Raw genomic sequence first — 23,797 nt, 5'->3', positions numbered from 1 at the left:
CACAGTGCCGGGATCGCCGGCTACCGGTTCGAGGAGGAGACCTTTGCGCCTTCGTCAAATCTCTTCTGAGTAAACGTCCCGACTAAACGCGTTCTCGGAGCAGAGTCAAACTCAAGGCTCCGGACAACGATACGCGTCCTTTTTGCCACTTCCGGCGAGCGGGGCTTGCCACCGGATGCAATCTGAATCCCCTTGCTTAGTTGACGGCTCTATGCAGGTGACCAGAGAGGCATTCAGAGCAGGTAGTTTTTGCCGAGGCCTTGCTGTATCCGGCGCGATAGCCCATTCAGTAGAAGACTTCCAACCATCGTGTTCGAAGGGCAAGACACGCATCGCAAGCTCTGTTCATGTCGCCGATACTCGAAAATTGCTGCAAAAAGCCTTTCAAAAGCAATAACATGGAGGCCTTGCTACGACGGCCGACTGTGAATGTCCGCCTCAGAGTTCCGCAAATGAGACGCGCCGGGAAAATTTTGGTCGCAACCCAACACTATCCACCGGACGCCAGCACAACTGGCGTCTATGTTGGCGCGATTGCCGAAGCCCTCGCGGCCGACCTGGACGTTGTCGTTCTCTCCGGCTCACCAAACTCCGCTCGGGAGGTCCAGGGCCATACAACCAATCTGACGGTTGTCGAGCTCCGAAACCCGTCGCCACCGAAGAGAGCGCTGGTCCTGAGAGCGGCAGCCGTCTCGTTCTTTGCGCTCAGAATGTTTCTGTCCGTGCTTTGGCGGACGAGAGCAAATGATCTCGTCTTCTGCGTGAGCACACCATTCACGTTGCCGTATGCGGCCGTGCTCGCCGCCAGGCTCCGCGGTGCGGCATCTGCCTTGCTCGTCTACGATCTGTATCCCGAAGCACTTGTTGCAGCGAGAATGGTCGCTCGCACCTCGGCCACGGCGCGCATCCTTCGCCTTCTGAACGCCCATCTGTTTCGCGCGCTGAACGCCATCATCACCATCGGACGGGACGTGAAGCCGCTTCTGACCGCCTATGATCGCGTCTCGCCGGACAAGATCCACTTCATCGCGAATTGGGCACTGCTGCCGATCGGCTATCGCGAGATGAAACCGGACAATCCCTTCCGCCCCGGTTGCAACGCCAAACTCGTCGTTGGGCTCTCGGGAAACCTGGGATTTACCCACGATCCGGACACGGTCTTCCAGGCCGCCCGCCTGCTGAAGGACGATGACCGAATCCACTTCCTTCTGTCAGGCTGGGGAGCCGGCTGGAGCGGTCTGCAAGACCGCCAGAAGGCCGAAGGATTGTCTAATGTCACGCTGATCGAACCGGTCGCGGAGCATCGGCTTGCCGAATTCCTCGCTGCCGCCGATCTCTGGATCATTCCCTATCGCGCTGGCATGTTAGGCGTCTCCGTCCCCAGCAGGCTCTACAATCTGCTGGCTGTTGGCCGCCCGATCATCGCAATCGCCGAACCGGGATCGGAAGCCGCCCTGATCGTCGAAGGCGAGGATATCGGCTGGGTCGTCCCGCCCGAACGTCCCCAGGATCTGGCAAGCGCGATTCTTTCCGCCGCGGCCGATCCAGCCGCAACAGCGAGGATGGGTCGCAAGGCTGCGGTCAGCGCCGAGACGTACACTGCCCGGCGGGCACTCAGCTCCTACCGTAAGGTCGTTTCAGCCGCTCACGCGCAGCACCGGCGAGCGCGCTCGCCCCAGGGAACGGCATGATCAAGTTGGCACGTACGACAGACCGGATGCGCGGCACAGACGCGCTGCGATGGCGTCGGAGCATCGGCCTGGCCGGCTCGCGGGCATCAAAAACACGTGGTAGATCATTGGGTTTTGCCATATAGAGTGCGCCGGGCGCCGTTCGCCGCTGTCGTCCCTGGCGACCACTCCAATTCATGAATTTCACGGACCAGCGATACCAGGTCGGGAACAAGACGGGCTTTGCATGGCTAACATTTTGATCACCGGGGGCGCCGGATTCATCGGGCAGAATCTGGTTCACACCTGGCGCAAGATGCGCCCGGACGACCGGCTCACCGTCATCGATGCCATGACTTACGCCGCCAACATCACCAGCCTCGAGCCTCTGATCGAGAGCCGCCAGATCAACTTCGTCAAGGGCTCGATCAACGATGGGGCATTGCTGCGCGAGCTCTTCGATCAACACCAGTTCACCCGCGTCGCACATCTGGCCGCGGAGTCTCACGTGGACCGTTCGATCGAGGATCCCGAGGCGTTTCTCACGACGAATGTGCTCGGCACGTTCACCCTGCTCAAGGCGTCGCTCGATTTCTGGCGCACGAAGAAGCTTCTCGACCAGTCGCGCTTCCTCCATGTCTCGACCGACGAGGTCTATGGCTCATTGGGCGCGGACGATGCGGCCTTCTGCGAAACCACGCCGTACCGGCCGAATTCGCCATACGCGGCCAGCAAGGCCGCAAGCGATCACCTGGTCCGCTCGTTCGAGGTCACCTACGGGCTGCCGGCACTGATCACGAATTGCTCGAACAACTACGGACCCTATCAGCATCCCGAAAAGCTCATCCCGCTGATGATCATCCACGCATTGGAGGGCAAGGCACTTCCAATCTACGGCGATGGCTCGAACATCCGCGACTGGCTGCACGTTTCCGATCACTGCGAGGCGCTCATCGCCGTGATCGAACGCGGACGCGTCGGCGAAACCTACAATGTCGGCGGCGGCAACGAGCAGAACAATCGCAACGTCGTGGGCTTGATCTGCGAGACGATCGATCGCGCCTTTGCCAGTGACACCAAACTCAAAGAGCGCTTCCCGGCCTGCCCGGCGGCGAGCGATCGATCCTGCCGATCGCTGATCACGTTCGTGACCGACCGGCCTGGGCATGACCATCGTTACGCGATCAATGCCGCCAAACTCGCCGACGAGCTTGGTAAACGCTGCAGCGTCGATTTTGCCGCCGGCCTGGAGCAGACGATCCGCTGGTACATCGAGAATGAGGCATGGTGGCGCGCCGTGATCAGCGGCAGCTATCGGACCTGGATCGAGAAGAACTACGGATATCGATCTGCGGTCTAGGCACGATGCGTATTCTGCTGCTCCATACCGACTATCAGCGTTACCGGCTCCGCACCGCTGAGCTCCTGCCCCTGTTCGAAGCCATCGAGCCACGGCCTTGAAACTGCCCCGCACCATCCGGCAAATCGGCAAGCGCGTGGTCAAATCGTCGCCGTTCCTGCGACGCAACATCATGACCTCGAGCGATTATCGCGTGCTGAGCGGCCGCGACGAAGCCAGGCAACTGATGCGGTCATCCAGTGGCTGGCTCACCATCCGCACCGTCGCCCGCCAGGAACGCGCCTATCGGGGCTTGATTGCCGACATGAAGCGCGGCCGGCCACGGATTGACTTCGAGGTTGCGGCCAAGGCCATCGCCGCCACCGGAATCGAGCGTCCGCGAGTCATCGAGATCGGCTGCGGGACCGGCAGCTACTCAGAAGTCCTGGCAACGCTGCTCTCCGGCGCGATCGACTATCGCGGCATGGACTATTCGGAAGCCATGATCGCCCGCGCCAGGATGCATCATCCCGGCCGCCAATTTGACGTCGGAGATGCGACGAGATTGCCCTATGGCGACCGATCGTTTGAAATCGCCTTCAATGGCGTCGCCCTGATGCACATCATCGATTACGAAGCAGCGATCCGCGAAGCAGCCCGGGTCGCGGAACGCCACTGCATTCTTCATGGCGTCCCGGTGTTTCACGACCACACGACAACCTTCCTCACCAAGCTCGCCTATGGGGCGCCGGTCGTGGAGGTCATCTTCGACAAGCGGGAATTACTTTCAATCTGCAACGAAGCAGGTTTGCTGCTGGAGGCGGAATGGCCCGGAATTCCCTACGACGTGCATGAGGTGACTGGCCATCACTCGGTGAGCGAAACCTATCTTTTCGCGATCAACCGGCATTTGCGCCAGTAATCTCCGGTACGAGGGCCTCGTACCGCTCAGTAGGCCTTGCCTCGCAAGACGAGAAACGCGCGCCCTGTCACGATATCGAGCATCTGGAAGCTGCGGTTACGCGCCTTCCTGGCCATGTTCTCGAGGCGGGGCCAGAACGCGTCGACATCGGCGCGCGCGAGCGGCTTGGCATCTGATACGTCGATGCTCGGGTTAATTCCCTGCTCGATCTTCAGTATCTCATCCACATAGGGCTTGTAGATGTGCTTCCGCACGACGCCCGTGAATGGCGCCGCGTAGTTGCGGTGATTGTTGAAGATAAAGCAGCCGAATCCCCTCTTCACGCCCTGGAAATGGAAAAAGATCAATGGCTGAGCGTCATTGATCAGTATCTCTGGAGCGCGAAAGCCGATCTGGTAGTTGGTCAGATTCCACGGCGCGAGGTTTGCCCCGGGATTTTCGATCGCCTTCACCCGCGAGAATCGCCTGGCGAGCTCCTGCAGGTATCCCTGGTCCGCAAACCGCTCGCCATCGACATAGTCACAGCACCACTCGATGCACTTCGCCCGCCACCATCGAAGCGGGGCGAGACCGTCGGGATCGGTCCGGGCTCCGACCCATCCCACGTTGTAAATTCCGAACCGCTTCAGTCGCTCGAGCGCAGGCGGATAACGATGAGGAATGATGGCAAAGGCTGCGCCGCCCAGTTCTTCATAAATGAGCTCGGGCGAACCAAAGAAAAACAGATCGCTATCGAGATAGGTCACCCACTCCGCCCCGGCCTCCTCTTGCGCCACGTAGAGCAGCCAGGCCGGGCAGAGCGTGAAGTAGTATTCGACGAGGCTGCGGATTGCTCTGGTCGCGGCCACATCGGGATCAGCAGTCTCGAAGTCAGAGAGCTGTACGGGGATCAAGTCCGGCAATGCCTGGTCGCGCAGTAACTGATAGGCGACCTGGTCCAGACAGAGGACCCAGAGCCTGGAGCCAGGAGCATGCCTTCGAAGAGAGTGATAGAGGGCTAGTCCGCGCGACAGATAATTGCGGTCGAAGCAGGTGCAGTAAACGCGCTCCATCATTGCTCCACGCCTGCGGCAATCTTGACTGGCCATGATCCGACGCTTCTAGCGCGGAATGGTGCCAGCAAGTGCATCACGGGTTTTCTCCTTCCAAAAAGGAAGGGAAATGCCCACCACTGCCGCCGACCAGAGGGCACGCTCAGGGAAAAAGTGCAAGGCCCCGGAGCCCGGGACCGCCGCGCTGATGACCATTTCGAGGCCATATCCGACCAAGGTCGTCGCGCAGATGATGGCGGCCAGGACCGCCAGGTGTGCGACCGGGCGATCCAGCGTTCGACCGATGGCATTGGTGGACGGCCAACCCAGCAGGGATCTGCCCGAGTTGTCTGGCCAGCATGGCCACGCACGGCAATCCCACAGCCTGCAAGCTGAAGCATTGCTCCAACAACTCGCGAATCTCCGATCCCCGAGCTCATGTCACCAGGCGCCGCTCGAGGATAAGCATCAATTCCTTCATGCGTTCGCGATAGGTATGCTCCCTCAACGTACGAGCCTGCCCGGCCGCCGCAATCTTGGCGCAGCGCTCGGTATCGCGCAGGAGAGAGGAGACTTTCTCAATGGCATCGTCGGGACCGGAATAGGTCTCGACCTCCTCCCCCGACGCAAACAGATCGTTTAGATTGTCCTTCCGTTCAGTCAGCAACAGAGCTCCCATGCCTGTCGCTTCATACAAACGCATGTTGTTGGCGAAGTTCTCTGCGGCGCCGATGTGCCGGTTGAGCGTCACCCTGCTGCGCGCCAGAATCCGGTACATGTCGAGGCCCCAGACCTCGCCCTCGTATCGCTCACGGATCGGCGAATGACGTGGCACGCCGTCGATGCCGTAACCATAAATCCTTATCGGCGTTTCGCGGCAAAGCCGTTCCAGAAGCGGAATCGCGGATCCATGGCTCCGGCCGAGAGCGCCGACGAAAGAGAGCTCGATATCTCTCGGGATTCCGTCGAAGCTGGCCGACATTCGGTGGTCGAAACCCAGCCGAAAATATTCCGAATCGACTCGCTTCGCCTTGATACGATCTACGAAGTGCGGAAACGAAGTCAGAACGAGATCGTATCCGCTGACGAAGCTGTCCGGTGGCAAGGTATGGGCGATCTGCCCGACCACCAGCTTGACGTGCTTGCGGATCTTGCCGAGAAACCAGTTCGGAAACAGAGACAGGTCGTGGCAATACAGCACATCCGGCTGCAACGAGCGCACCTGCTCAAACACCGTGCTGAGAAGACCGGGCAGCGCGGCCACAACGTGGCCCAGGATCGGAAGACGGTAGAACCGATGCGGCGCCGCGTAATTCAATAGCGTGGCACTCCGGCCATTTTCCCTCAACCAGGCGGCCTGAAGCGGAACGCAATTCGCGATCAGGTCAAAGGTTTCGCAGCCGAGGTCATTGAGGTGCTTCGTGTAGAAGTCCGACGTTCCGAAGCGGGCCTCGATCAACGAGCGCTGCTGTAGAGCATAACTCTCGCTCGCAAGCTGAGGATTGCGCGCGTAGTGCTCCCCAAGAAAGCGCCTGTAGTAGGTATCGACGAAAACGATGCGCATGGCTCTTCCGGTCGATCCCGGTCCTATTCGTACGCCTTGCCGCGGGCGCTCCGACGCAATCAGCTTTTGCGCAGCACGACCAGGAGGCTATCCCCCAAACCAAGCGCATCGGCCAGACGGTTGACAGGACCGACCAGTCCGTGTGCCAGACCGGTGGCACGGCTGGCCAACCGGTTCTTCCAGCGCATCGCAAGCGATGCCTTCTCGGAAACCGATGGCCCCGAACCGGTCCATGCCGTCGAGGCCTGCCCTTCCGCGGCTTCATCGCCATAAGCGCGGAGTTGCAGGAGGGTCCACAGGTTCGGAGTGATCGACTTGATATTCTCGACCTCGTAGCCGGCCTTTTCGGCAATGAGGGAAAAGGAGCGGCTGTTGTAGTGATGCAGGTGGTAGGGGATGTGCCAGTTGATCCACTTGCGTCCCGACACCCGCCTGTTCAGCGATCCCGTATTCGGAAACGCCAGGACGACCTTTCCGCCCGGATTCAGCCTCTCGCGCACGAGCTTGAGCAGCGCCGGCGGGTCCGGAACGTGCTCAATCACCTGATTGAGGACGATCAGGTCGAACGACAGGCCTGGAAACGGATTGTCGTGAATGCTGCCAATGTGCACGTTCAGGCTGAAATGATCGGCGATTGCCCGAACGTTGGGGTCGGCTTCAACACCCCAGGATTCGCCGCCCAGATTGCGCACCTCGAGCAGCGACACGCAGGAGCCGCAGCCGATGTCCAGCACCTTCTGCCCGGGCTTGACCAGATAGTGCCCCTGATTGTCCGTGCCCTCACGATGGCGCTTTTCCGCCGCGCCTTCCCGCAACACCAGATCGGCCTCGTTGCGAAGCGCAGTGAAATCCACCTCCCTCCGCGGATAGTAGCGGCTGTACAGATCGGGGAGATCCTGCTCGGTAAGCTGGGGCGAAGTCACCATCTGGCCACATGCGTCACACTTCAGGATGGAAAATGTGCCTGGCGATCCGTAGCGATCATCCCAGATCGCGTCGATGTAGGGCGTACAACCCGATCCACAGGCGATACATCGAACGGATTCCTGCTTCGACATGTCTCCCCGTGCCTCTCAGGCGCAATTGATGGCGGTTGTGGAATGTAGGTGACGCATTCGATCGATCCCTGTCAATCAGTCTTCAGAGCGTTCTTGTCATGGATGTAGTCGTCCGCCTCATAGGGTCGATCACAGACGACCAGCAGCAGCGAGCCTGGCTCGACGAACTCCTCGGTCGCGAAGATACCCGGAACCAGATTGATGAAATCACCGGCTCCGAGCACAAAGCGTTCGTTCTCAGTCCCGTCGAAGGCATCGACCGCGACCCTGCCGTGAAGACAGACGACAAACTGGCTGCATGCCTTGTGCGCATGCCCTCCGCGTACCTTTCCCGCCGGAACATCCGAGATCCAGAAGATACGCACCGGCACGAAAGGCGCGTGCCCGACGAGGTCGACCACGCCCAGCCTGCCGCGATCATCACCAAATAGCTTGGCGCTTCCACGCGTAACCCTGCTCAAGGCATTGGCTGTCCGGCCGCTCGACATGACTAGTTTCCAAAGAATCTGCGCACGGCTTCAGCGACCCGGTCCACTTCGCCGCCCGACATCGTAGCGAAGATTGGAAGACTCAGGATCTGCTTCTGCAGTCTGTCCGTCACATCCAACGTCCCTTCGATGCGGCCGCCGGCGGTAAGCCCGGGCTGCCGATGCGCCGGGAATGGATAGTGGATGCCCGTCATCACACCTGATTTTGCCAGATGTTCCTTCAGGGCGTCGCGGCGGTCCGATTTGACGACGAACAAATGGTAAGCGTGATAGGCGCCCTTGTGCTCGACGGGCAATGCGATCGGCAAACCGGCCAGGCGTTCGTTGTAGGCGCGCGCGATCTCGCGGCGCGCCCGAACGTCCTCATCGAGCCCCTTGAGCCGCACATTCAGGAAGCCGGCCTGCAGCTCATCGAGCCGCGAGCAGCGTCCACCGGGAATTTCCGCGAACTGCGGCTCCCGCCAGCCATAGGTCCGCAATTGACGGACGAGGCTTACTCCGTCGGTAGAGCCTGCAACCGCGCCTGCGTCTCCGATCGCGCCGAGATTCTTGGTCGGGTAAAACGAGAAGCAGCCAAACCGGCCGAAGGAGCCGACCGGCCTGTCCATCAGGCGTGCGCCTTGCGCCTGGGCGCAATCCTCGATGAGCGAAATCCCGTGATCCGCAGCCAATCGGACCAATTCCTCGATCCGGGCCGGATGACCATAGAGGTGAACCGCAAGGATTGCCTTGGTGCGCGGACCGATCGCGGCCGCAACGCGGTTCACGTCGATGCAGGCCGTATCGAACTCGACATCGACGAAGACGGGCGTGGCAGACAGCGCGTTGATCGCGGCCACGCTCGGACCGGCCGTATGCGATGGAACGATGACCTCGTCTCCGCGGGCGATGCCGGCAGCCTGCATCGCGAAGATCAAGGCGTCCGTGCCGCTGCCAACGCCGGTGGCCGCCTCCGTCCCGATCGCGCGCGCGAGCGCCTTCTCCAGTGCATCAAGCTCGGGGCCACCAATGTAGCTGCCCGACGCGATGACACGACGCGTCACTTCGATCAGATCGGCCTCATATCGCGCCACATCACGATGGGGGCTGGCCAAGGGAACGACGGTGGCTTGCATGTCTGGGCCGATTGTTGAAGGATGATGATTCATTTTGATCGCGCTCGGGATCTGCAACTAATCGTCTGCCCGCTTGAAGAGAAAGCCGCGGTAGGAGCATTGCTCGGGCGCGTTCGCGACCTGCGGGCGCTCGTCGTTGAGAAACTCCCGATCGAGCCGATAGCCGCGCGACTGCATGAACTTGACGAACTTGTCGCGATTCAGGAACCACCCAGTGTATTCGGTATCGTAACCGTATCTCTGGGGCCGCTGCACCACGACGAAATCGTCCGACACGTCCACGAACGGCATGCGGCAAACCATGATCCAGCGGCTGCCCGTGTCTGCAATCCTGCCAAGGAGGCCATAGACATCCCGGACATATTGCAGGGAACTGCTCGCGTAGACGAGATCATATGACGCCTTCAAGGCGCCATCGATATCGGCGGTAAAAACGGCATCCGGAACGCAGGTCCGGCCTGCCTCGATCAGCGGCGACAGGTCCATGATCGTATAGCTGACCGCCGTCTCCGGGAACAGCTCCTTTGCCAGCACGGCATAGTGGCCGACGCCGCCGCCCCAATCGAGCACCCGCACGGGCGTTCCCGGACGGGCGGAGATCACCCGGCCAAGAACGTAGCCGAACGTCATGATGATGTTGTGCGGGCTGATGTTGGCGGGCGCACCGGGCTTTGCTTCGTGAGCCACACCCAGCGCGCGCGGCGCGCTGACCGAGGCCCGGAAATCCGGCCATTTCTCGACCTGCGTCGCCACGATCGACGAATGCAGCCAGCCGTTGCTCGCCATCCAGTCCGCCTCCGGCACGGCCTCCCATTCGGGCGCGGAGCCCTGCACCGCGTCCTTGATGTCCTGCACGATACCGCCGTCGCCATCGTGACGGTTGCGGATCGCGCGCAGAAGATCCGTCACGATGGGCGGCAGCAGTAGAACGGCAATGCGCTTAAGGCTGGGCATGTGCGGGCTGATCATTTCCAAGCGCTGATTGTGTCACCTCAAATCGCAGAAATCAGATTTCTGCGGAGCAGCGCTCGAACCGCCTCTCTCACAGGATGCTGCAGATCGCTCTCGGCCGTAAAGCCTAATCGCCCCGCCCTCTTCAAGACTCCGCGAATCTTCCGCGCGTAGCGCGAAAACAACAGACGCTGCGACTCTCTGGAAAAGTCGTAGCCCCAGGCCGGGATGGCCGCAACGTGCGAGAAGGCGCCGACCGATACCATGCGGAACGAATGGTAGTGAAAGAAGACGACCGGCACTCCGCTCACGGTCGGTCGGCTCGCGGTGCCCTCGACCTTGTAGGCGAGCAAGTTCCACGGCGCGACGCCGCCGCCGATGTTCTTGAGGATACGCAGCCCGGGATAAAGGCCCGGCCACTCGTTGAGATAGCCCTGATCGCCGCAGTAGCCGTTTTCCGGCTCCAGCACACACTTGTCGAGGACTTGCTGACGCCACCTGTTGACACAGGCCCTCGCCTCGTCCCCCACGAGGAAGGCGACGAAGCCGACATTGAACCGCCCGGAGCTACTCTCGTAATGCCGCCGGTCTTCCGAGTAGCGGTGCTCGTGAATCAGTATCGTTCCCGACGACCCGAGCTCATCCAGCAGCAATTGCGGTGACGAGAAGAAATAGAGATCCGCATCGAGATAGGCGACGATTTCCCCGTCGGCGTGTGCCTCCACCATGTGGCGCATCAATGCCGGCGCGCAGGTCCAGCAAAACTCCCGATGAGGCCGGGTCGTCTTCACCTGGACCAATTCAGCATCGCCGAGATCCTCGACGGTCACGACCTTCCAGTTCGGCCGCCCCATCCTGGCGACCATCGATGGGACCTCATCGTCCATCGCCAGGACCGTGACGGTCTTGTCGCCCGCGAACTGCGCCTCGAGGCTCTCGAGCATCACCAGTCCGCGCGCCGCATATCGCGCGTCAAACAGCGTGCAGAAATGAACAGTCATCGAAGTTGCGCCACCCTCAAACAATCAACGGCAATTCGCGCACATAGGCGCCGTACTCGCTGGCGCTGAATTGCTCGGCGCTGGCCATGAGCTCTGCCCGCCCGATCCACCCCTTTCGGTAGGCGATCTCCTCAAGGCAGGCGATGCGCAACCCCTGGCGTCTCTGCAGCGTTGCAACGAAGTTCGTTGCCTCGAGCATCGAGGCACAGGTTCCCGTATCCAGCCACGCAAAGCCGCGCCCGAGCTGCTCGACATACAATTCTCCGAGTTCGAGATAGCGCCGGTTCAGGTCGGTTATCTCGAGTTCCCCACGCGCCGACGGTACCACCGTCTTGGCGAGTTGAGGTGCGCGCTCGTCGTAGAAGTATAGACCGACGACCGCCGAATTCGATTTGGGGTTTTCCGGCTTTTCATCGATGTGGGTCGCCCGGCCATTCTCGTCGAACGTGACCACGCCGAACTCGCGCGGGTTCTGGACGGGATAGCTGAACACGGTGGCGCCGCCCTGCCGGATCGAGGCGTGCGCAAGGGAATCCGAGAAACCTTGGCCGTAAAATACATTGTCGCCGAGCACGAGAGCACTCGGGGCCCCGTCCAGGAAGCGTTCTCCGATCAGGAAGGCCTCGGCAAGGCCCCTCGGCTTATCCTGGACCGCATATTCGATCCGAATACCCAGCCGCGAACCATCGCCGAGCAGCTGGCGGAACGAGGGAACATCTCGTGGAGTCGAGATCAGCAGGATCACCCTGATATCGGCGAGCAGCAGCGTCGACAGCGAGTAATAGATCATCGGCTTGTCGTAGATCGGCAGCAGTTGTTTGCTGACGACCGACGTCATCGGAAACAGGCGCGACCCGGTGCCCCCCGCCAGTACTATTCCACGACGCTTCATTCGCCTTCCTTTTCCGGTTTGCGCCCGCCGCCGATCGACCGCCCCGCGATCCCACGTCCCGTGTACTGCCTTGCCACAATCAAATTGGCAATGATATCTGCAGGATATTTGCCCCCTTCTGTGCCGGACTTTATATAGCGTGATGGAGCCCGAGGGGAAATACGTTGAGAATCCTGATCATCAATACGGACTATCCCGCATTCCTGAAGCAGCACTACGGCATCCAGCCCGACCTTGCCGTCGCCTCGTTCGATCGCCAAATGGAGGCGCGTAATGCCAGTCTTTTTGGCGTTTTTGACGCCTACTCGCGTGGTTTCAGGGCCCGCGGACACGACGCATGGGAAGTCCACGCCAATAATGGCCTGCTGCAGCGTCAATACATGGTCGAGCACGGGCGCACTCCGCCACGCGCCTTCGCGCTTCCTGGAAGGCTTGGGAATATCGTCCGACGCGTGTCGCGAAGGCTGCGTCCCGTCCCGGCGACGACACGCGACACGCTCAGGAGCCCGTTCGACATAACGCCCTGGCGCCTGGAGCAAATATTGATCGCGCAAGTCAGGGACTATAAGCCGGACGTCATCCTCAATCAGTCCGTAAGCGAGGTCGGCTCCGATCTTCTGGAGCAAATCAAGCCATATGCCAAGCTGATCGTCGGCCAGATCGCCTCGCCTCTGCCCGACGACGAGGACTATCGTGCCTACGACCTGATGATTTCCTCCCTGCCGAACTTTGTGGCCTACTATCGCAAGCGCGGGCTCGCCGCAGAACTTAACCGCCTCGCATTCGACCGCAGGGTGCTGGATCACGTTTCGATACGCGAGCGCGATTGCGACGTATCCTTCGTCGGCAGTCTTTCGCCGGCCCACCCGGCTCGGGCGCGATTGATCGAATGGTTGAGCGGGCAAACGGATCTCGACATCTGGGGAAACGGAATCGATCAGTTTCCAGCCGAATCGCCGATCCACCGGCACTACCACGGTGAGGCCTGGGGTACAGACATGTTCGCCGCCCTGGGACGCTCCAAGATCACGGTCAACAACCACATCGGGATTGCCGAAAACTACGCAAACAACATGCGCCTCTACGAGGCGACTGGAATGGGCTGCCTGCTGCTCAACGATCTCAAGTCGAACATTGCCGAGATCTTCGAACCCGGCCGGGAAATCGTCTGCTACGGCAGTCCCGAGGAGTGCCTCGATCTGATCCGCTACTACAACCGGAACACGGCCGAACGGGACCGGATCGCCGAGGCCGGCCAGCGCCGTACGCTCACCGAACATTCATATCTCAATCGCGCCAAAGAGCTGGTCGCCATGTTCCAGCGCTACATGAGCTGATCGCGTCATTTGCGCGCGATGGCAACAATCTCCTCCGCGATCACCCGCACCGCCTCTTGCCCGGGCCGCGCGAACAAGCTCTTTGTGACGTTAAGGCCGGCAAGAGCTCCCTTGCTGGTCTCGCCCAAATTCAAAGTACGTCGCCGAAGGTCTTGGAAAGTCGACTGAACAATCGCGACCCAACGTACAAGAGCACGGCGACCACGCACCAATAATACAAGGTAAACTGCCAGAACGGCACGCCGAAATCTGCCGCGATAATCGACTTCCGATAGCCATTTATGGGGTAGAAGAAAGGATTTGCATACATCACGAAAGCGATCGGCTTCGGAAATCCGCTCGGCTCCCAGAAGATCGGGCTGATCCAAAACCCCGCCTGCAGCAGGATGGAAACGACACCGCGAACATCTTTCCAGAATACGCCCAACGAAGAAATCACCCATGCCGTGCCGAGCAACAGAGCGTACATTGCGACAAAGAAATAGATCAGAGAAAGTGTTTGCAGGTGAAGGCCCAACCCGGAATGCACAACCAGAAAGGTCATCACGACAGCTAACAGAATGAAATGAACGACAGCGGCCGAGGAAATCTTGATCAGCGCGACCAGTCGCAAGTCGAAATGGTGATGCCGCAGCAGGAAGCTGTATTCCCGAACCATGGAGACGGAGGAACTGATGGAGGAACTAGCGAATGTCCAAAAAACGATTTGCGGCAACACCCAGGCGACATAGGAAACACCGGGCCGCTCACCGCCCCTGATAGCAAACTGGAAAAAACATAGCGTCAACGCGATGTAGGCGAGAGGCTCAATCAGCACCCAAAACGCGCCCAGAACCGATCCATGGTGAGCGGAGAGCAAATCGCGCTTGACGAGCTGCAGCAGGATTTTCCTGTGCAGGTACGCGTCACGAAAGAACTCAAACATTGTTGTCGACTTCGAACTTTGCGCAGGGGATGACCACATATCCTCCCTGCCGGTCGGTGGCAGGCGATTTCGGATGATGTATTTCGATTGTTGAATCGTAGTCGTACTTTTCGACCAGCGAGCCTGATCGGTCCGAACATCCGAACGAAATCGAGTAGTCGCCGTCCGCCAGCGGCGGCACATCGAACACAAATCTCGCCGTCATGGTCTGACCACCCGAGCCTGCTACCGGTTTTCCGTCAAAAAACTCGGAATTCAAATGTACGGCGATATTGCCGCTCCGATCATGCAGCGTGAACGCGAACGAGCCGATCTCCACCGGCTCAAGGAAACAGAGCTCGATCTCTAGGCCCACCTGTTCACCGGGCTGTAAACTGGCCATCGCTCTTTGGTTAAGAGGATCGACGTATCGGTAACCGCAAAATGCAACTTTTCCAACCGAGACCGTTCGCCTACTCTTGTTCGGTATAATCCAGTCCGGACGAAGGCCGCCCTCGCTTGATCCAGCGGTGACTTGATCGCTTTCCACGGACGCGGCTTGATCGTGGCTCAGCAAACTCACAACACCGTACAACATAAAATTGCGAAACTCTTCCGCAACCATCGTCGCCGACCCGGACGATATGACTTTTCCCTCATTGAGCCAAACTGCATGATCGCAAAAATTCTTCACAGCGCCAATGTCATGCGTCACCAGCACAACGGTCTTCCCGCGCTCCTTGAACTCCCGCATTTTTGCCAGGCATTTCTGGGAGAAATTCATGTCTCCGACTGCCAGCACCTCGTCGGCAATGAGGATGTCAGGATCTCCGGCTATTGCAGTTGCAAACGCTAACCGCGAGTACATTCCTGATGAGTAGGTCTTGACGGGATAGTTGATAAAGTCGCCCAGCTCAGAAAAGTCTCTCACGAAGTCGACGATCTGCTTGTAGTCGTCGGTGAGATTTTGAAGTAGGCGCGAGTACTTGATATTTTCCAGCCCCGTCAGTTCAGGATCGAAGCCGAGACCTAGCTGCAGCAGCGCGACCCGACCATGACACCTTGCCGAACCTTTCGTGGCTTGGAGCTGTCCGGCGATGATCTTCAGCAACGTGGATTTCCCGGAGCCATTCTTGCCCACAATCCCCAGAATTCGCCAGCCTTCACATTGAGTGAGACCTCGGAGAGGGCGGAGAACTCCTTGAAACTGGCGCGCCAGCCCAACGCATCGCGGAATCGATCAATGGCGGTTGAATAGATCCTGTAATCCTTCGTGACCCTATCGACGCGGATCGAGGGTGAACTGCTGTGCATGGAACTCGTGTGATGTCGGTTGAGTTGTTGAAGTTCAGAAGTCAGAAAATGAACCTGTGACGACAGTTTGAGGCTAACGATCGTTCCGCTTGAGTTTGAGGCTAACGATCGTTCCGCTTGAAGATAGCGCTGTTGAAAGCTTTCGCGACAAGCCGATAGCCCCGATCCTTCAAGATGCTCGTCGTCGGATGCCGCATGCTCTCCTCCACGTCCGTCGACAGCTGCTCCATTACGATAACTTCCGGCCGGTAGCGCGACCAATCGTTCGATTCAAGAACCTCCTCCTCGCAACCCTCGACATCGAGACTCAAAATGTCGATCGTTACGTCGCGCGGCTTATACTCGTCGAGGATACTTGAAAGGCTGCGCGGACGCACCGTGGAGGCGCCGACCGCCCAGTAGTGGGACGACGGAAGCACGCGCGATTCGAGAACCACCTGTGATCCGGTATTCAACGCAGGCTCATTGTAGCATGTGAAAGTCTTCTCCGAAGCGGGATTGCCGACAAAGCATTCAATATTGATATCTTCGGACCGCATTTGTTCGAAAGCGCGCATCGAACCCGGTGTGGCGTCTATATTGATGCCACGCCAGCCTGCGTTATAGAGCAAGAAGGTGTTAGAAAAACGATACGGATGGTAGGCCCCAACATCCACGAAAAAGCCCTTGCTTCGGCCTTCGAACATGCGTGCCAGGATCAGGTCCTCGCCCTCTTGGGAGAACGTCAGAGCTCGTTCCTGGATGTAGACGGGTTCGGTTCTTGCGAGCACCCGCACCACTTTCGGGCGACCTCGCTCAACGACAGCTTCCACCATGTCGTCGCTAAGCTCGACCTTGCAATCGATCAGCTTACGCAGCTGAAGCGCGGCTCGCTCTGCTCTACGTTGCCTCCTCGAGGCTGCCTGACGTTCAATCCAACTGCTGACTTTACCCAGCAACACAACGATAAACTCCGTGATCAGCAACCTTGCAGGTTGCTGCGTGTTTGAGACGAGAGAAAAGGCGCGAGGATTTCACCACCACTGGTCAACCGCATCGGGCCGAAGCACAAGTCCTCCGATGGGATCGGGGGAACTCAAACTATGCCCCCGGCTCACTGTCTTGAAGAACAGTGAAGTGGTCCATGTATAGTCATTAACTGGTCCAAACCCGCTAAAGCTGACCTCGAGGAATCCCATCTCACGAATTCTTGCACCTGTTTGGTGGTACCAATCCGAATTGTCCAGAATAAGCATGCCACCCTCGTTCAGGTATTCAGTGCATACTTCGGCACAGGTTTCACGGAAGACGCCGTCGATAACGATTGCATCAAATCGGGTACCGGCTTCACGGATCGCATTTGCATAGGCGTCTCTATCACTGCGGTACCAAATCGTCGCGCCTGGTAGTGACCGGCGTTTCATTTCCGTAAACCACTCTTCGTTGTGTTCAACGGAAGTGACGATGGCCCCTCTCCTACACCAGTAGCTTGTCGATTCTCCCGCACCATACTCGAAGACACGCCAGCCGCTGCAATCAAAACGCTTCAGGTATTCGATCGTGGGATAGGTAAACCAAGGCAGCGAATGTCCAAGATCGTCGGTTGGTCGACCAGAATCGAAGGTTCGCAGCTGCCCATAGCCGTGCCCCAAAATATCCATGTTGGTCGCCAGCTTGCTGTGCATGGGCGGAGCCACGACGGGCGTACACGGCGCAGATTGCACGGATGCACTACGCCTCAGTACGGTTTCGGAAAATCGCCTCAATCGGCGCAGCACACGTTGCACAATCATAGCAAAAGCAGTCTTGTTGCCTCGGACCGTCAGATCTTGCTCAGCTGCAGGGTACTGGCCGAGGAGGCTTTCACTGACATTCCAGCAAAAGAAACCTAACGGCTCACGGCACGCTACCGCACTCCGGGTGAATCGCTTCCCCAGAGCAAAGGCATTCGCGACGGCCGGTGCTATGCCGCCTCGACAGTATCAGCGTCAAGCACGACCCTGACCTTGCGGCCAAGCATGTCGAGCAGGATCGCCACTCGTTGACCGTCGGTCACGCCTTGGAACAGCCCCAGACAGGCCGCGAACACGCCGTCGAGCACCCGAACCTTGTCGCCGGATCTGAACTGGAACGTTCGTTCCAGCTGGATCAGCCCTCGATCGTCTTCGCCGGACTGCAGCGAGGCGATAACGCCGGGCGGCACTTCCGCCGGCTGCTCGCCATTGCAGACCAGCCGCGCCACACCGACGGTCGACTGAATCGATCGCCAGCGCTGAACCGCCAGGTCGATTGCGACAAATAGGTAGCCGGGAAAGAGCGGCGCCGCGACCGTCTCGACACGCCGGGCGTGCCGCCTGCACTTGAGATAGCGCGGAATGTAAATGTTGAAGCCCTGGCGCTGCAGGTGAGCCGCGGCCGTATTCTCTGAATGCGGCCGGGTCTGCACGACGTACCATTGCTTGGGGGCGAGATCGCTCATCCGGCATGCTCCGAGGGCCGCGCCTGGTCGGCGAGCCCGAGCAACGGCGGGACAAAAATGCGTTCGGAGCCGTAGCGCGCGCGAACTTCGCACCAGACTTCGCTGGCGTCCTGGAGCGCCGTGACGACAACCGCATCGAAGCCAACCGTCACGTCATCGAAAGAGCCGAAGACCGGAACCCCGACGGACTTGGACTTGGTGCAGGACTTGTCGACGACAGCGACGATTCCCACACCGCTCTCGAGCGCACAGATCGTCGCGATCTCGGCGAGATCGGAAGCCCCGGCCAGCACCAGGCGGGAGAAGCCTCGGCTGACCGCCAGCGCAAACAATTCGCTGTATTCCGATCTGGCACGCCGGAAAAATGCGAACGAATGAGAGAAATAGTCGACCGTCAGGCGCGCCTTCTCGGCAAAGCCTTGCGGCGTCAGGTAATAGGCATAACGCCGCGCCGGCGCCTGAGCGACCTTCATCAGCCCCTTCTTGACGCAGCGCTTCAGGTAGGCGTTGACAAGCCCGAGCGCGACGCCGAGTTCGGATGCAAGCCGGCGCTGGGTCTGAGCCCCGTCCCGCTCCACGGACTCCAGCAGGCCAAGCATGATCCGCGCCTCCTGCATCCCGTGGTGCTCGTCACCGCCAACCATGGTCCCAACCGAATAATTCCGCCCGTTCAAGCCATGAACAACTAGACTGTTCAGGCCATGAACGTCAAACCAAAATCGCAAAGAGGCAATTATTCAAAATATTTCAATACCATAGAACCAGCGCGTTAGGATAGCGAACCGCTTGTCCACTGCAGCGCGTTGGAAGTGTCAAGTCCTTGTGATAGTGCCGGTCGATGCGCAGAGACCACAATGGTTGAGGCCCAGTGCGAAATGGACGTCAGACTGAGGCTGCTCATATTCGAGTTTACTTCCGTTGCGAGATCGCAGCAGGTTGCGACCGTCGCTCTCCAACCTTTTTGAGTGGGCTATGAAATCTATACTTCTCGTCAATCCAATTTCCGGGCGCGGACACCTGGACGCATATGCGCGCCTCTATTCAAGGGCGCTCGTCGAGCTCGGAAACCGAGTGATTCTACTGGCCGAAACCGACGGAGGCGCTGCGGACTATCTTGCGCGCACGAGTTCGGAGGCGGCATCCTCCTTTTCATTTGTTTCGTTTGACCAGGCACGTTCATCTGTTTCGTTTGACCAGGCACAGACACCCGTCGCGGCGCAGTGCTCGGCGCGCAGCCAAATGAACGCCTTGCGGCGCGCTCAGCTTGTCTGGCAAGAGGAGGGCGCTATCGGCATCTTGAGGCGCGGCATCAGCGTTCCAATGCGAACCATGCGGCCCAAGCTCGGGCGAGTTAAACGCGCGCTGGTGCGCCGTTTCTTGCGAACCAAATTTGCCAGTGGTTTGAATGTGCCGACTCTTGTCGATTTTAGCCGAATTCAATTCTATCCCTTACTCGATTGCATCGACAAACTGATTTCGACTCTTAGAGAGCCGCGTCCAGACCTGGTGCTTTTTCTCTATCTCGACTTGATGGTCGAGCATGCGCAGAACACTATGGTACTGGATCGCCCCGGAGCCCTGCCGTGGATCGGAATTCTTTTTCACCCTCGCTTGGCGCGGAGTCCCCATGCGTCCGCAGAAGGCTATTTCAGAACGGCGAATGTGCGGGGTGGTATTTTCCTGGTGCCTTCTGCGATCCCCGCATATGCGAAGATAATGCAGCACTTACATTTCGCGCTCGTCCCCGATGTGGCTGATCTCGAATTGCCGGCCGAACTGCCGGAGCTTGCCAGGGACATACGCAAGCAAGCAGGTAGCCGTAAGATAATTCTGCAGATTGGCTCCATTACTGCGCATAAGGGCATTCAAACGCTGCTTGACGTTATCGTTGCCGCCGACCCGAACCGGTTCTTCTTTGTTTTGATCGGCGAGGTACATTGGGAAACTTTTGGTGAGCACCAGGACCGGATTCGGACGTTCTACGCACGGCAGCCTCACAACGTTTACATCTCGCAAGGATACGTCCGGAGCGAGGCTGACTACAACGCCGTCATCGCTGCAAGCGATATCATCTACGCCGTCTATCAAGATTTCAGTAGTTCTTCCAACGCATTGGCAAAGGCGGCGGGTCTCTACCGTCCTATCTTGGTCTCCGAGAGCTCCTTGATGGGTGATCGCGTTCGCCGCTTCAATATCGGAGCTGTTGCGCCAGAAGGCGACGCACAAGCGATCCTCGAAAGAATTGACTGGCTTTCTAAGCAGCCAAAGGAAGGCTTCAGCTTCGAGTCTTACAACGAAGCGCAATCGCTTGATGCGCTCAAGCGAAGCTTGGCCGACGCCCTCCCCTCATGGCTTGTAGATTCTACGAATGGGCGCACCAAATCCGAAGTCGCGACCGGATAAGTGTTCGGCCCTTATCGCGGCCATCTACACATTGCGCCGAACTGCGCAAGGTGCGGCCTGCGGCCTTCTGGTGGAGTCAATGAAGTGACTATGGAAAGAACTCACACGAAAAAGAAATGACCATCATTTAAGTGATCTGCACCCGCAGGCAGGCCGCTTTGCTGCTGATGTGCCGAAGATCCGAGGACCCCATCCCCGTTCAGGTCCTGCTGGAAGCTCGTCTCCAGCGCCTGCAGGGCGGGATCGGCTCCAGTCACGAAGCCGTTCACGAGAGCGGTGTTCGAGAGGTAGCGTCCCGTGCTGTCGGTCGTCCACACCGAGTACTGATCCGCGCCGGCGAGCTTCCAGGCAACCTCATATCCACTGCTCGTCTGCTCCGCGCCAATCGGCGTCCAACCGCCAAACTGTCCCTGCACATAATCCGTACCGTAAATCTTCAGCGAGGGTCCCACCCCATTGCTGTCATAGAGGTAGAAGTGGTCCGCAATCTCTGTGAGACGGGTTGATCCGTTCGCCTCCACCACGGTGGGGACAAGCCCGACATGTCCGTCCCCATTCAGGTCCTGCTGGAAGCTCGTCTCCAGCGCCTGCAGGGCGGGATCGGCTCCAGACACGAAGCCGTTCACGAGAGCCGTGTTCGACAGGTAGCGTCCCGTGCTGTCGGTCGTCCACACCGAGTACTGATCCGCGCCGGCGAGCTTCCAGGCAACCTCATATCCACTGCTCGTCTGCTCCGCGCCGATCGGCGTCCAACCGCCAAACTCTCCCTGCACATAATCCGTACCGTAAATCTTCAGCGAGGGTCCCACCCCATTGCTGTCATAGAGGTAGAAGTGGTCCGCAATCTCTGTGAGACGGGTTGATCCGTTCGGCTCCACCACGGTGGGGACAAGCCCGACATGTCCGTCCCCGTTCAGGTCCTGCTGGAAGCTCGTCTCCAGCGACTGCAGGGCGGGATCGGCTCCAGTCACGAACCCGTTCACGAGAGCCGTGTTCGACAGGTAGCGTCCCGTGCTGTCGGTCGTCCACACCGAGTACTGATCCGCGCCGGCGAGCTTCCAGGCGACCTCATATCCGCTGCTCGTCTGCTCCGCGCCGATCGGCGTCCAACCGCCAAACTCTCCCTGCACATAATCCGTACCGTAAATCTTCAGCGAGGGTCCCACCCCATTGCTGTCATAGAGGTAGAAGTGGTCCGCAATCTCTGTGAGACGGGTTGATCCGTTCGCCTCCACCACGGTGGGGACAAGCCCGACATGTCCGTCCCCGTTCAGGTCCTGCTGGAAGCTCGTCTCCAGCGCCTGCAGGGCGGGATCGGCTCCAGACACGAAGCCGTTCACGAGAGCCGTGTTCGACAGGTAGCGTCCCGTGCTGTCGGTCGTCCACACCGAGTACTGATCCGCGCCGGCGAGCTTCCAGGCAACCTCATATCCACTGCTCGTCTGCTCCGCGCCGATCGGCGTCCAACCGCCAAACTCTCCCTGCACATAATCCGTACCGTAAATCTTCAGCGAGGGTCCCACCCCATTGCTGTCATAGAGGTAGAAGTGGTCCGCAATCTCTGTGAGACGGGTTGATCCGTTCGCCTCCACCACGGTGGGGACAAGCCCGACATGTCCGTCCCCATTCAGGTCCTGCTGGAAGCTCGTCTCCAGCGCCTGCAGGGCAGGGTCGGCTCCAAACACGAAGCCGTTCACGAGAGCCGTGTTCGACAGGTAGTGCCCCGTGCTGTCGGTCGTCCATACTGAATACTGATCCGCGCCCGTAATCTTCCAAGCGACCTCGTAGCCGGACGCAGTCGCCTCGACTCCGATTGGCACCGTACTTCCGAATTGGCCAACAGCGACCGGAGAACCAATGTACTTCAGCTCTGGGCCTGTCCCTCCCGAAACCGGGTTGAGATAGTAGTTGCCCCCATATTGAACCAAACTCGTCGACCCCAGCGACTCGATCGTGATCGGCGCCACAAATGCCGAACTCGCAACCGTGATGTCAGCAAACCCGAAATATTCCACCCCCTCACGGTATCGGTGCCGTCAGGCGAGCCGGAACGTTGGTCGGCAATGGTGAAGGTCTGCGTCGCCGAATTGTAGGAAATGGCGTAATTTGCTTCGCTGCCCGAATAGACTGCCGTATCGGTGCCGGCTCCGCCGATGATGGTGTCGTTGCCGCCGCCGCCGGTGATCGTATCGTTGCCCGAGCCGCCGGTCAGCGTGTTGGCGATAGCGTTGCCGACGATCGTGTCGTTGCCGGAGCCGCCGATGGCGTTATCGATGTAGGAACGCGCGTCATTGTTGTAGAGGTAGGCGTTGTAGACGTTACCTGCCGCATAGTGGCCGTTGCCGAGGTAGGCCAGTTGCGTGGAGGAAAATGCCGACGATGCGCCGGGATTGAGGTTGATGCTCAGGTTCGTCGTATAGTTCGACAGATCGTAGGTGTCGACGCCGCCGCCGTCCCAGACCGTCTCGTAGATGCGGTTGGCCGAACCGCCGGCGCCGCCATTGTCCGCCGGCTGGCCGACGCCGTTGATGAACTCCTGACCGGTGGTCGGGCTCCACGTGTAGACGGTGTTGCTGCTCTGCGTGGTGTAGTCCGCGCCGTACATTGTTTGCAGCGCAAGGATATCGTTGGCCATGTAGGTCTGCGGATATCCGTAGGCTTCATTGGTGTAGCCGGTCAGCGGACCGCCGACATAGCTGCGATAGCTCATGACGGTGTATTCGCTGTCGTCATGCGCGGTCGGCACCGCGACGTTGGCAACACCGCCCGTCTCCTGGCTGTGCTTGAGGCCGAAAGCGTGGCCGAGCTCGTGCAGCGCCGTCGTGAAATAGTAGTTGCCGAGCCGCGCCTGCGTGTAGTCGTACTGGGTACCGAACCAGACATCGCCGCTGGCGGCATAGTTGCCGAGGTAGTAGGCGTATGAGGTCGGATTGGCCGCCGGCGACTGCGCGATCATGATGTCGGCGCCGTTGGTCCCCGCATACCGGATGTCGGCGTTGGTGTAGCTGAGGATCAGCCCGATTGCGTAGTTGATCGCCGCCTGCATCTGGCTGGGCGCGGAAGCAAAGCCCGAGGTGGTCGGTTCGCTGTCGCCGCCGCTGTAGGGGTTGGCATAGTCGCTGCGCGAGTCGGGAAAGCTGTAGGTGATCGTGCCGGACCATTTGTAGCCCGACAGCATGCCGTCGATGTCGGCATTGTTGGTCGCACTAACGGTGACAGCATTGGCCAAGGGAACCTCCGGAGCAGCACGGCGCGCGCGATTCGGTGCGCAGGCGGATGATTCTAGCTACAGAGTGATACCTTTGGTTTAAGTTTGGCAACACCACCCAGCTCCCTTCAATAGGACCGTG

At 59.4% G+C, this 23,797-nt stretch carries 22 protein-coding genes; 5 read left to right on the top strand and 17 right to left on the bottom strand.

Features of this window, described 5'->3' with window-relative positions; all coding sequences use genetic code 11:
* Window positions 1-452: 452 nt before the first annotated feature.
* The 3 genes from BRAD3257_RS13990 to BRAD3257_RS13980 all read left to right on the top strand — a co-directional run bounded on the left by BRAD3257_RS13990 (window position 453) and on the right by BRAD3257_RS13980 (window position 3,931).
* On the top strand, window positions 453-1,691 hold the full coding sequence (locus BRAD3257_RS13990; RefSeq protein ID WP_160118814.1) for a glycosyltransferase family 4 protein: 1,239 nt from the start codon (window positions 453-455) through the stop codon (window positions 1,689-1,691).
* Window positions 1,692-1,917: 226 nt separating this feature from the next.
* Complete coding sequence (gene rfbB / locus BRAD3257_RS13985) at window positions 1,918-3,030, top strand: dTDP-glucose 4,6-dehydratase (RefSeq protein WP_122402311.1); 1,113 nt, start codon at window positions 1,918-1,920, stop codon at window positions 3,028-3,030.
* 97 nt (window positions 3,031-3,127) lie between these two features.
* On the top strand, window positions 3,128-3,931 hold the full coding sequence (locus BRAD3257_RS13980; protein ID WP_122402310.1) for a class I SAM-dependent methyltransferase: 804 nt from the start codon (window positions 3,128-3,130) through the stop codon (window positions 3,929-3,931).
* Between the two features lie 26 nt (window positions 3,932-3,957).
* On the opposite strand, the gene BRAD3257_RS13975 is transcribed toward BRAD3257_RS13980, so the two are convergent.
* The 9 genes from BRAD3257_RS13975 to BRAD3257_RS39290 all read right to left on the bottom strand — a co-directional run bounded on the left by BRAD3257_RS13975 (window position 3,958) and on the right by BRAD3257_RS39290 (window position 12,291).
* On the bottom strand, window positions 3,958-4,986 hold the full coding sequence (locus BRAD3257_RS13975) for a glycosyl transferase (protein ID WP_122402309.1): 1,029 nt from the start codon (window positions 4,984-4,986) through the stop codon (window positions 3,958-3,960).
* Between the two features lie 412 nt (window positions 4,987-5,398).
* Complete coding sequence (locus BRAD3257_RS13970) at window positions 5,399-6,526, bottom strand: CgeB family protein (protein ID WP_122402308.1); 1,128 nt, start codon at window positions 6,524-6,526, stop codon at window positions 5,399-5,401.
* 59 nt (window positions 6,527-6,585) lie between these two features.
* Window positions 6,586-7,584, bottom strand: coding sequence for a class I SAM-dependent methyltransferase (locus tag BRAD3257_RS13965; protein ID WP_122402307.1), 999 nt, complete (start codon window positions 7,582-7,584; stop codon window positions 6,586-6,588).
* 71 nt (window positions 7,585-7,655) lie between these two features.
* The gene (locus BRAD3257_RS13960; RefSeq protein WP_122402306.1) at window positions 7,656-8,072 is read right to left on the bottom strand and encodes a sugar 3,4-ketoisomerase; all 417 of its coding nucleotides are present in this window, start codon (window positions 8,070-8,072) and stop codon (window positions 7,656-7,658) included.
* 2 nt (window positions 8,073-8,074) lie between these two features.
* The gene (locus BRAD3257_RS13955; protein ID WP_122402305.1) at window positions 8,075-9,244 is read right to left on the bottom strand and encodes a DegT/DnrJ/EryC1/StrS family aminotransferase; all 1,170 of its coding nucleotides are present in this window, start codon (window positions 9,242-9,244) and stop codon (window positions 8,075-8,077) included.
* The gene (locus BRAD3257_RS13950) at window positions 9,245-10,141 is read right to left on the bottom strand and encodes a methyltransferase, TIGR04325 family (RefSeq protein WP_160118813.1); all 897 of its coding nucleotides are present in this window, start codon (window positions 10,139-10,141) and stop codon (window positions 9,245-9,247) included.
* A gap of 38 nt (window positions 10,142-10,179) precedes the next feature.
* Window positions 10,180-11,139 carry a hypothetical protein gene (locus tag BRAD3257_RS13945; RefSeq protein ID WP_122402303.1) on the bottom strand — a complete coding sequence of 320 codons (960 nt, stop codon included), beginning with the start codon at window positions 11,137-11,139 and terminating at the stop codon, window positions 10,180-10,182.
* Window positions 11,140-11,155: 16 nt separating this feature from the next.
* Window positions 11,156-12,031 carry a glucose-1-phosphate thymidylyltransferase RfbA gene (gene rfbA, locus BRAD3257_RS13940; RefSeq protein ID WP_122402302.1) on the bottom strand — a complete coding sequence of 292 codons (876 nt, stop codon included), beginning with the start codon at window positions 12,029-12,031 and terminating at the stop codon, window positions 11,156-11,158.
* On the bottom strand, window positions 12,028-12,291 hold the full coding sequence (locus BRAD3257_RS39290) for a hypothetical protein (protein ID WP_145987009.1): 264 nt from the start codon (window positions 12,289-12,291) through the stop codon (window positions 12,028-12,030). The genes rfbA and BRAD3257_RS39290 overlap by 4 nt, the downstream gene beginning before the upstream one ends.
* On the opposite strand from BRAD3257_RS39290, the gene BRAD3257_RS13935 reads away from it, so the two are divergent.
* The gene (locus BRAD3257_RS13935; protein ID WP_145987008.1) at window positions 12,292-13,368 is read left to right on the top strand and encodes a CgeB family protein; all 1,077 of its coding nucleotides are present in this window, start codon (window positions 12,292-12,294) and stop codon (window positions 13,366-13,368) included.
* A gap of 130 nt (window positions 13,369-13,498) precedes the next feature.
* Here the strand turns inward: BRAD3257_RS13935 and BRAD3257_RS13930 are convergent, their stop codons facing one another.
* The 6 genes from BRAD3257_RS13930 to BRAD3257_RS13905 form a co-directional block, all read right to left on the bottom strand.
* On the bottom strand, window positions 13,499-14,293 hold the full coding sequence (locus tag BRAD3257_RS13930) for an ABC transporter permease (RefSeq protein ID WP_160118812.1): 795 nt from the start codon (window positions 14,291-14,293) through the stop codon (window positions 13,499-13,501).
* The gene (locus BRAD3257_RS13925) at window positions 14,286-15,416 is read right to left on the bottom strand and encodes an ABC transporter ATP-binding protein (RefSeq protein ID WP_283809967.1); all 1,131 of its coding nucleotides are present in this window, start codon (window positions 15,414-15,416) and stop codon (window positions 14,286-14,288) included. Before BRAD3257_RS13925 ends, BRAD3257_RS13930 begins: the two co-directional genes overlap by 8 nt.
* 271 nt (window positions 15,417-15,687) lie before the next feature.
* Window positions 15,688-16,551: an FkbM family methyltransferase gene (locus tag BRAD3257_RS13920; protein WP_122402298.1), complete on the bottom strand. Its 864-nt coding sequence runs from the start codon at window positions 16,549-16,551 to the stop codon at window positions 15,688-15,690.
* Window positions 16,552-16,599: 48 nt separating this feature from the next.
* The gene (locus tag BRAD3257_RS13915) at window positions 16,600-17,250 is read right to left on the bottom strand and encodes a class I SAM-dependent methyltransferase (RefSeq protein ID WP_122402297.1); all 651 of its coding nucleotides are present in this window, start codon (window positions 17,248-17,250) and stop codon (window positions 16,600-16,602) included.
* Between the two features lie 278 nt (window positions 17,251-17,528).
* Complete coding sequence (gene nusG / locus BRAD3257_RS13910) at window positions 17,529-18,044, bottom strand: transcription termination/antitermination protein NusG (protein WP_122402296.1); 516 nt, start codon at window positions 18,042-18,044, stop codon at window positions 17,529-17,531.
* On the bottom strand, window positions 18,041-18,643 hold the full coding sequence (locus BRAD3257_RS13905) for a winged helix-turn-helix transcriptional regulator (RefSeq protein ID WP_244607947.1): 603 nt from the start codon (window positions 18,641-18,643) through the stop codon (window positions 18,041-18,043). Before BRAD3257_RS13905 ends, nusG begins: the two co-directional genes overlap by 4 nt.
* Window positions 18,644-19,016: 373 nt before the next feature.
* On the opposite strand from BRAD3257_RS13905, the gene BRAD3257_RS13900 reads away from it, so the two are divergent.
* Window positions 19,017-20,447: a glycosyltransferase family protein gene (locus BRAD3257_RS13900; protein WP_145987006.1), complete on the top strand. Its 1,431-nt coding sequence runs from the start codon at window positions 19,017-19,019 to the stop codon at window positions 20,445-20,447.
* Window positions 20,448-20,548: 101 nt separating this feature from the next.
* On the opposite strand, the gene BRAD3257_RS41930 is transcribed toward BRAD3257_RS13900, so the two are convergent.
* Window positions 20,549-22,414, bottom strand: a complete 1,866-nt coding sequence (locus BRAD3257_RS41930; protein WP_347338427.1) for a hypothetical protein — start codon at window positions 22,412-22,414, stop codon at window positions 20,549-20,551.
* Window positions 22,312-23,676 (bottom strand): M10 family metallopeptidase, encoded by a 1,365-nt coding sequence (locus tag BRAD3257_RS41925; protein ID WP_347338426.1) that lies wholly within the window; start codon window positions 23,674-23,676, stop codon window positions 22,312-22,314. The genes BRAD3257_RS41930 and BRAD3257_RS41925 overlap by 103 nt, the downstream gene beginning before the upstream one ends.
* Window positions 23,677-23,797: the final 121 nt, after the last annotated feature.

The sequence above is a fragment of the Bradyrhizobium vignae genome (assembly GCF_900324035.1).
In the GTDB taxonomy this organism is placed as follows: Bacteria; Pseudomonadota; Alphaproteobacteria; order Rhizobiales; family Xanthobacteraceae; genus Bradyrhizobium; species Bradyrhizobium vignae.
The sequence above is the reverse complement of the archived record's forward strand: the minus strand, read 5'-3'. Positions and strand labels throughout refer to the sequence as shown.

Excerpts from the sequence above, each read along its gene's own strand:
- BRAD3257_RS13950 (WP_160118813.1), bottom strand. The coding sequence starts at position 10,141 with ATGCCCAGCCTTAAGCGCATTGCCGTTCTACTGCTGCCGCCCATCGTG.
- rfbB (WP_122402311.1), top strand. The coding sequence starts at position 1,918 with ATGGCTAACATTTTGATCACCGGGGGCGCCGGATTCATCGGGCAGAAT.
- BRAD3257_RS13945 (WP_122402303.1), bottom strand. The coding sequence starts at position 11,139 with ATGACTGTTCATTTCTGCACGCTGTTTGACGCGCGATATGCGGCGCGC.
- BRAD3257_RS13990 (WP_160118814.1), top strand. The coding sequence starts at position 453 with ATGAGACGCGCCGGGAAAATTTTGGTCGCAACCCAACACTATCCACCG.
- BRAD3257_RS13900 (WP_145987006.1), top strand. The coding sequence starts at position 19,017 with ATGAAATCTATACTTCTCGTCAATCCAATTTCCGGGCGCGGACACCTG.
- BRAD3257_RS13975 (WP_122402309.1), bottom strand. The coding sequence starts at position 4,986 with ATGATGGAGCGCGTTTACTGCACCTGCTTCGACCGCAATTATCTGTCG.
- BRAD3257_RS13970 (WP_122402308.1), bottom strand. The coding sequence starts at position 6,526 with ATGCGCATCGTTTTCGTCGATACCTACTACAGGCGCTTTCTTGGGGAG.
- BRAD3257_RS13915 (WP_122402297.1), bottom strand. The coding sequence starts at position 17,250 with ATGCACAGCAAGCTGGCGACCAACATGGATATTTTGGGGCACGGCTAT.
- BRAD3257_RS13930 (WP_160118812.1), bottom strand. The coding sequence starts at position 14,293 with ATGTTTGAGTTCTTTCGTGACGCGTACCTGCACAGGAAAATCCTGCTG.
- BRAD3257_RS13960 (WP_122402306.1), bottom strand. The coding sequence starts at position 8,072 with ATGTCGAGCGGCCGGACAGCCAATGCCTTGAGCAGGGTTACGCGTGGA.
- BRAD3257_RS13965 (WP_122402307.1), bottom strand. The coding sequence starts at position 7,584 with ATGTCGAAGCAGGAATCCGTTCGATGTATCGCCTGTGGATCGGGTTGT.
- rfbA (WP_122402302.1), bottom strand. The coding sequence starts at position 12,031 with ATGAAGCGTCGTGGAATAGTACTGGCGGGGGGCACCGGGTCGCGCCTG.
- BRAD3257_RS13935 (WP_145987008.1), top strand. The coding sequence starts at position 12,292 with ATGGAGGCGCGTAATGCCAGTCTTTTTGGCGTTTTTGACGCCTACTCG.
- nusG (WP_122402296.1), bottom strand. The coding sequence starts at position 18,044 with ATGAGCGATCTCGCCCCCAAGCAATGGTACGTCGTGCAGACCCGGCCG.
- BRAD3257_RS13905 (WP_244607947.1), bottom strand. The coding sequence starts at position 18,643 with ATGCTTGGCCTGCTGGAGTCCGTGGAGCGGGACGGGGCTCAGACCCAG.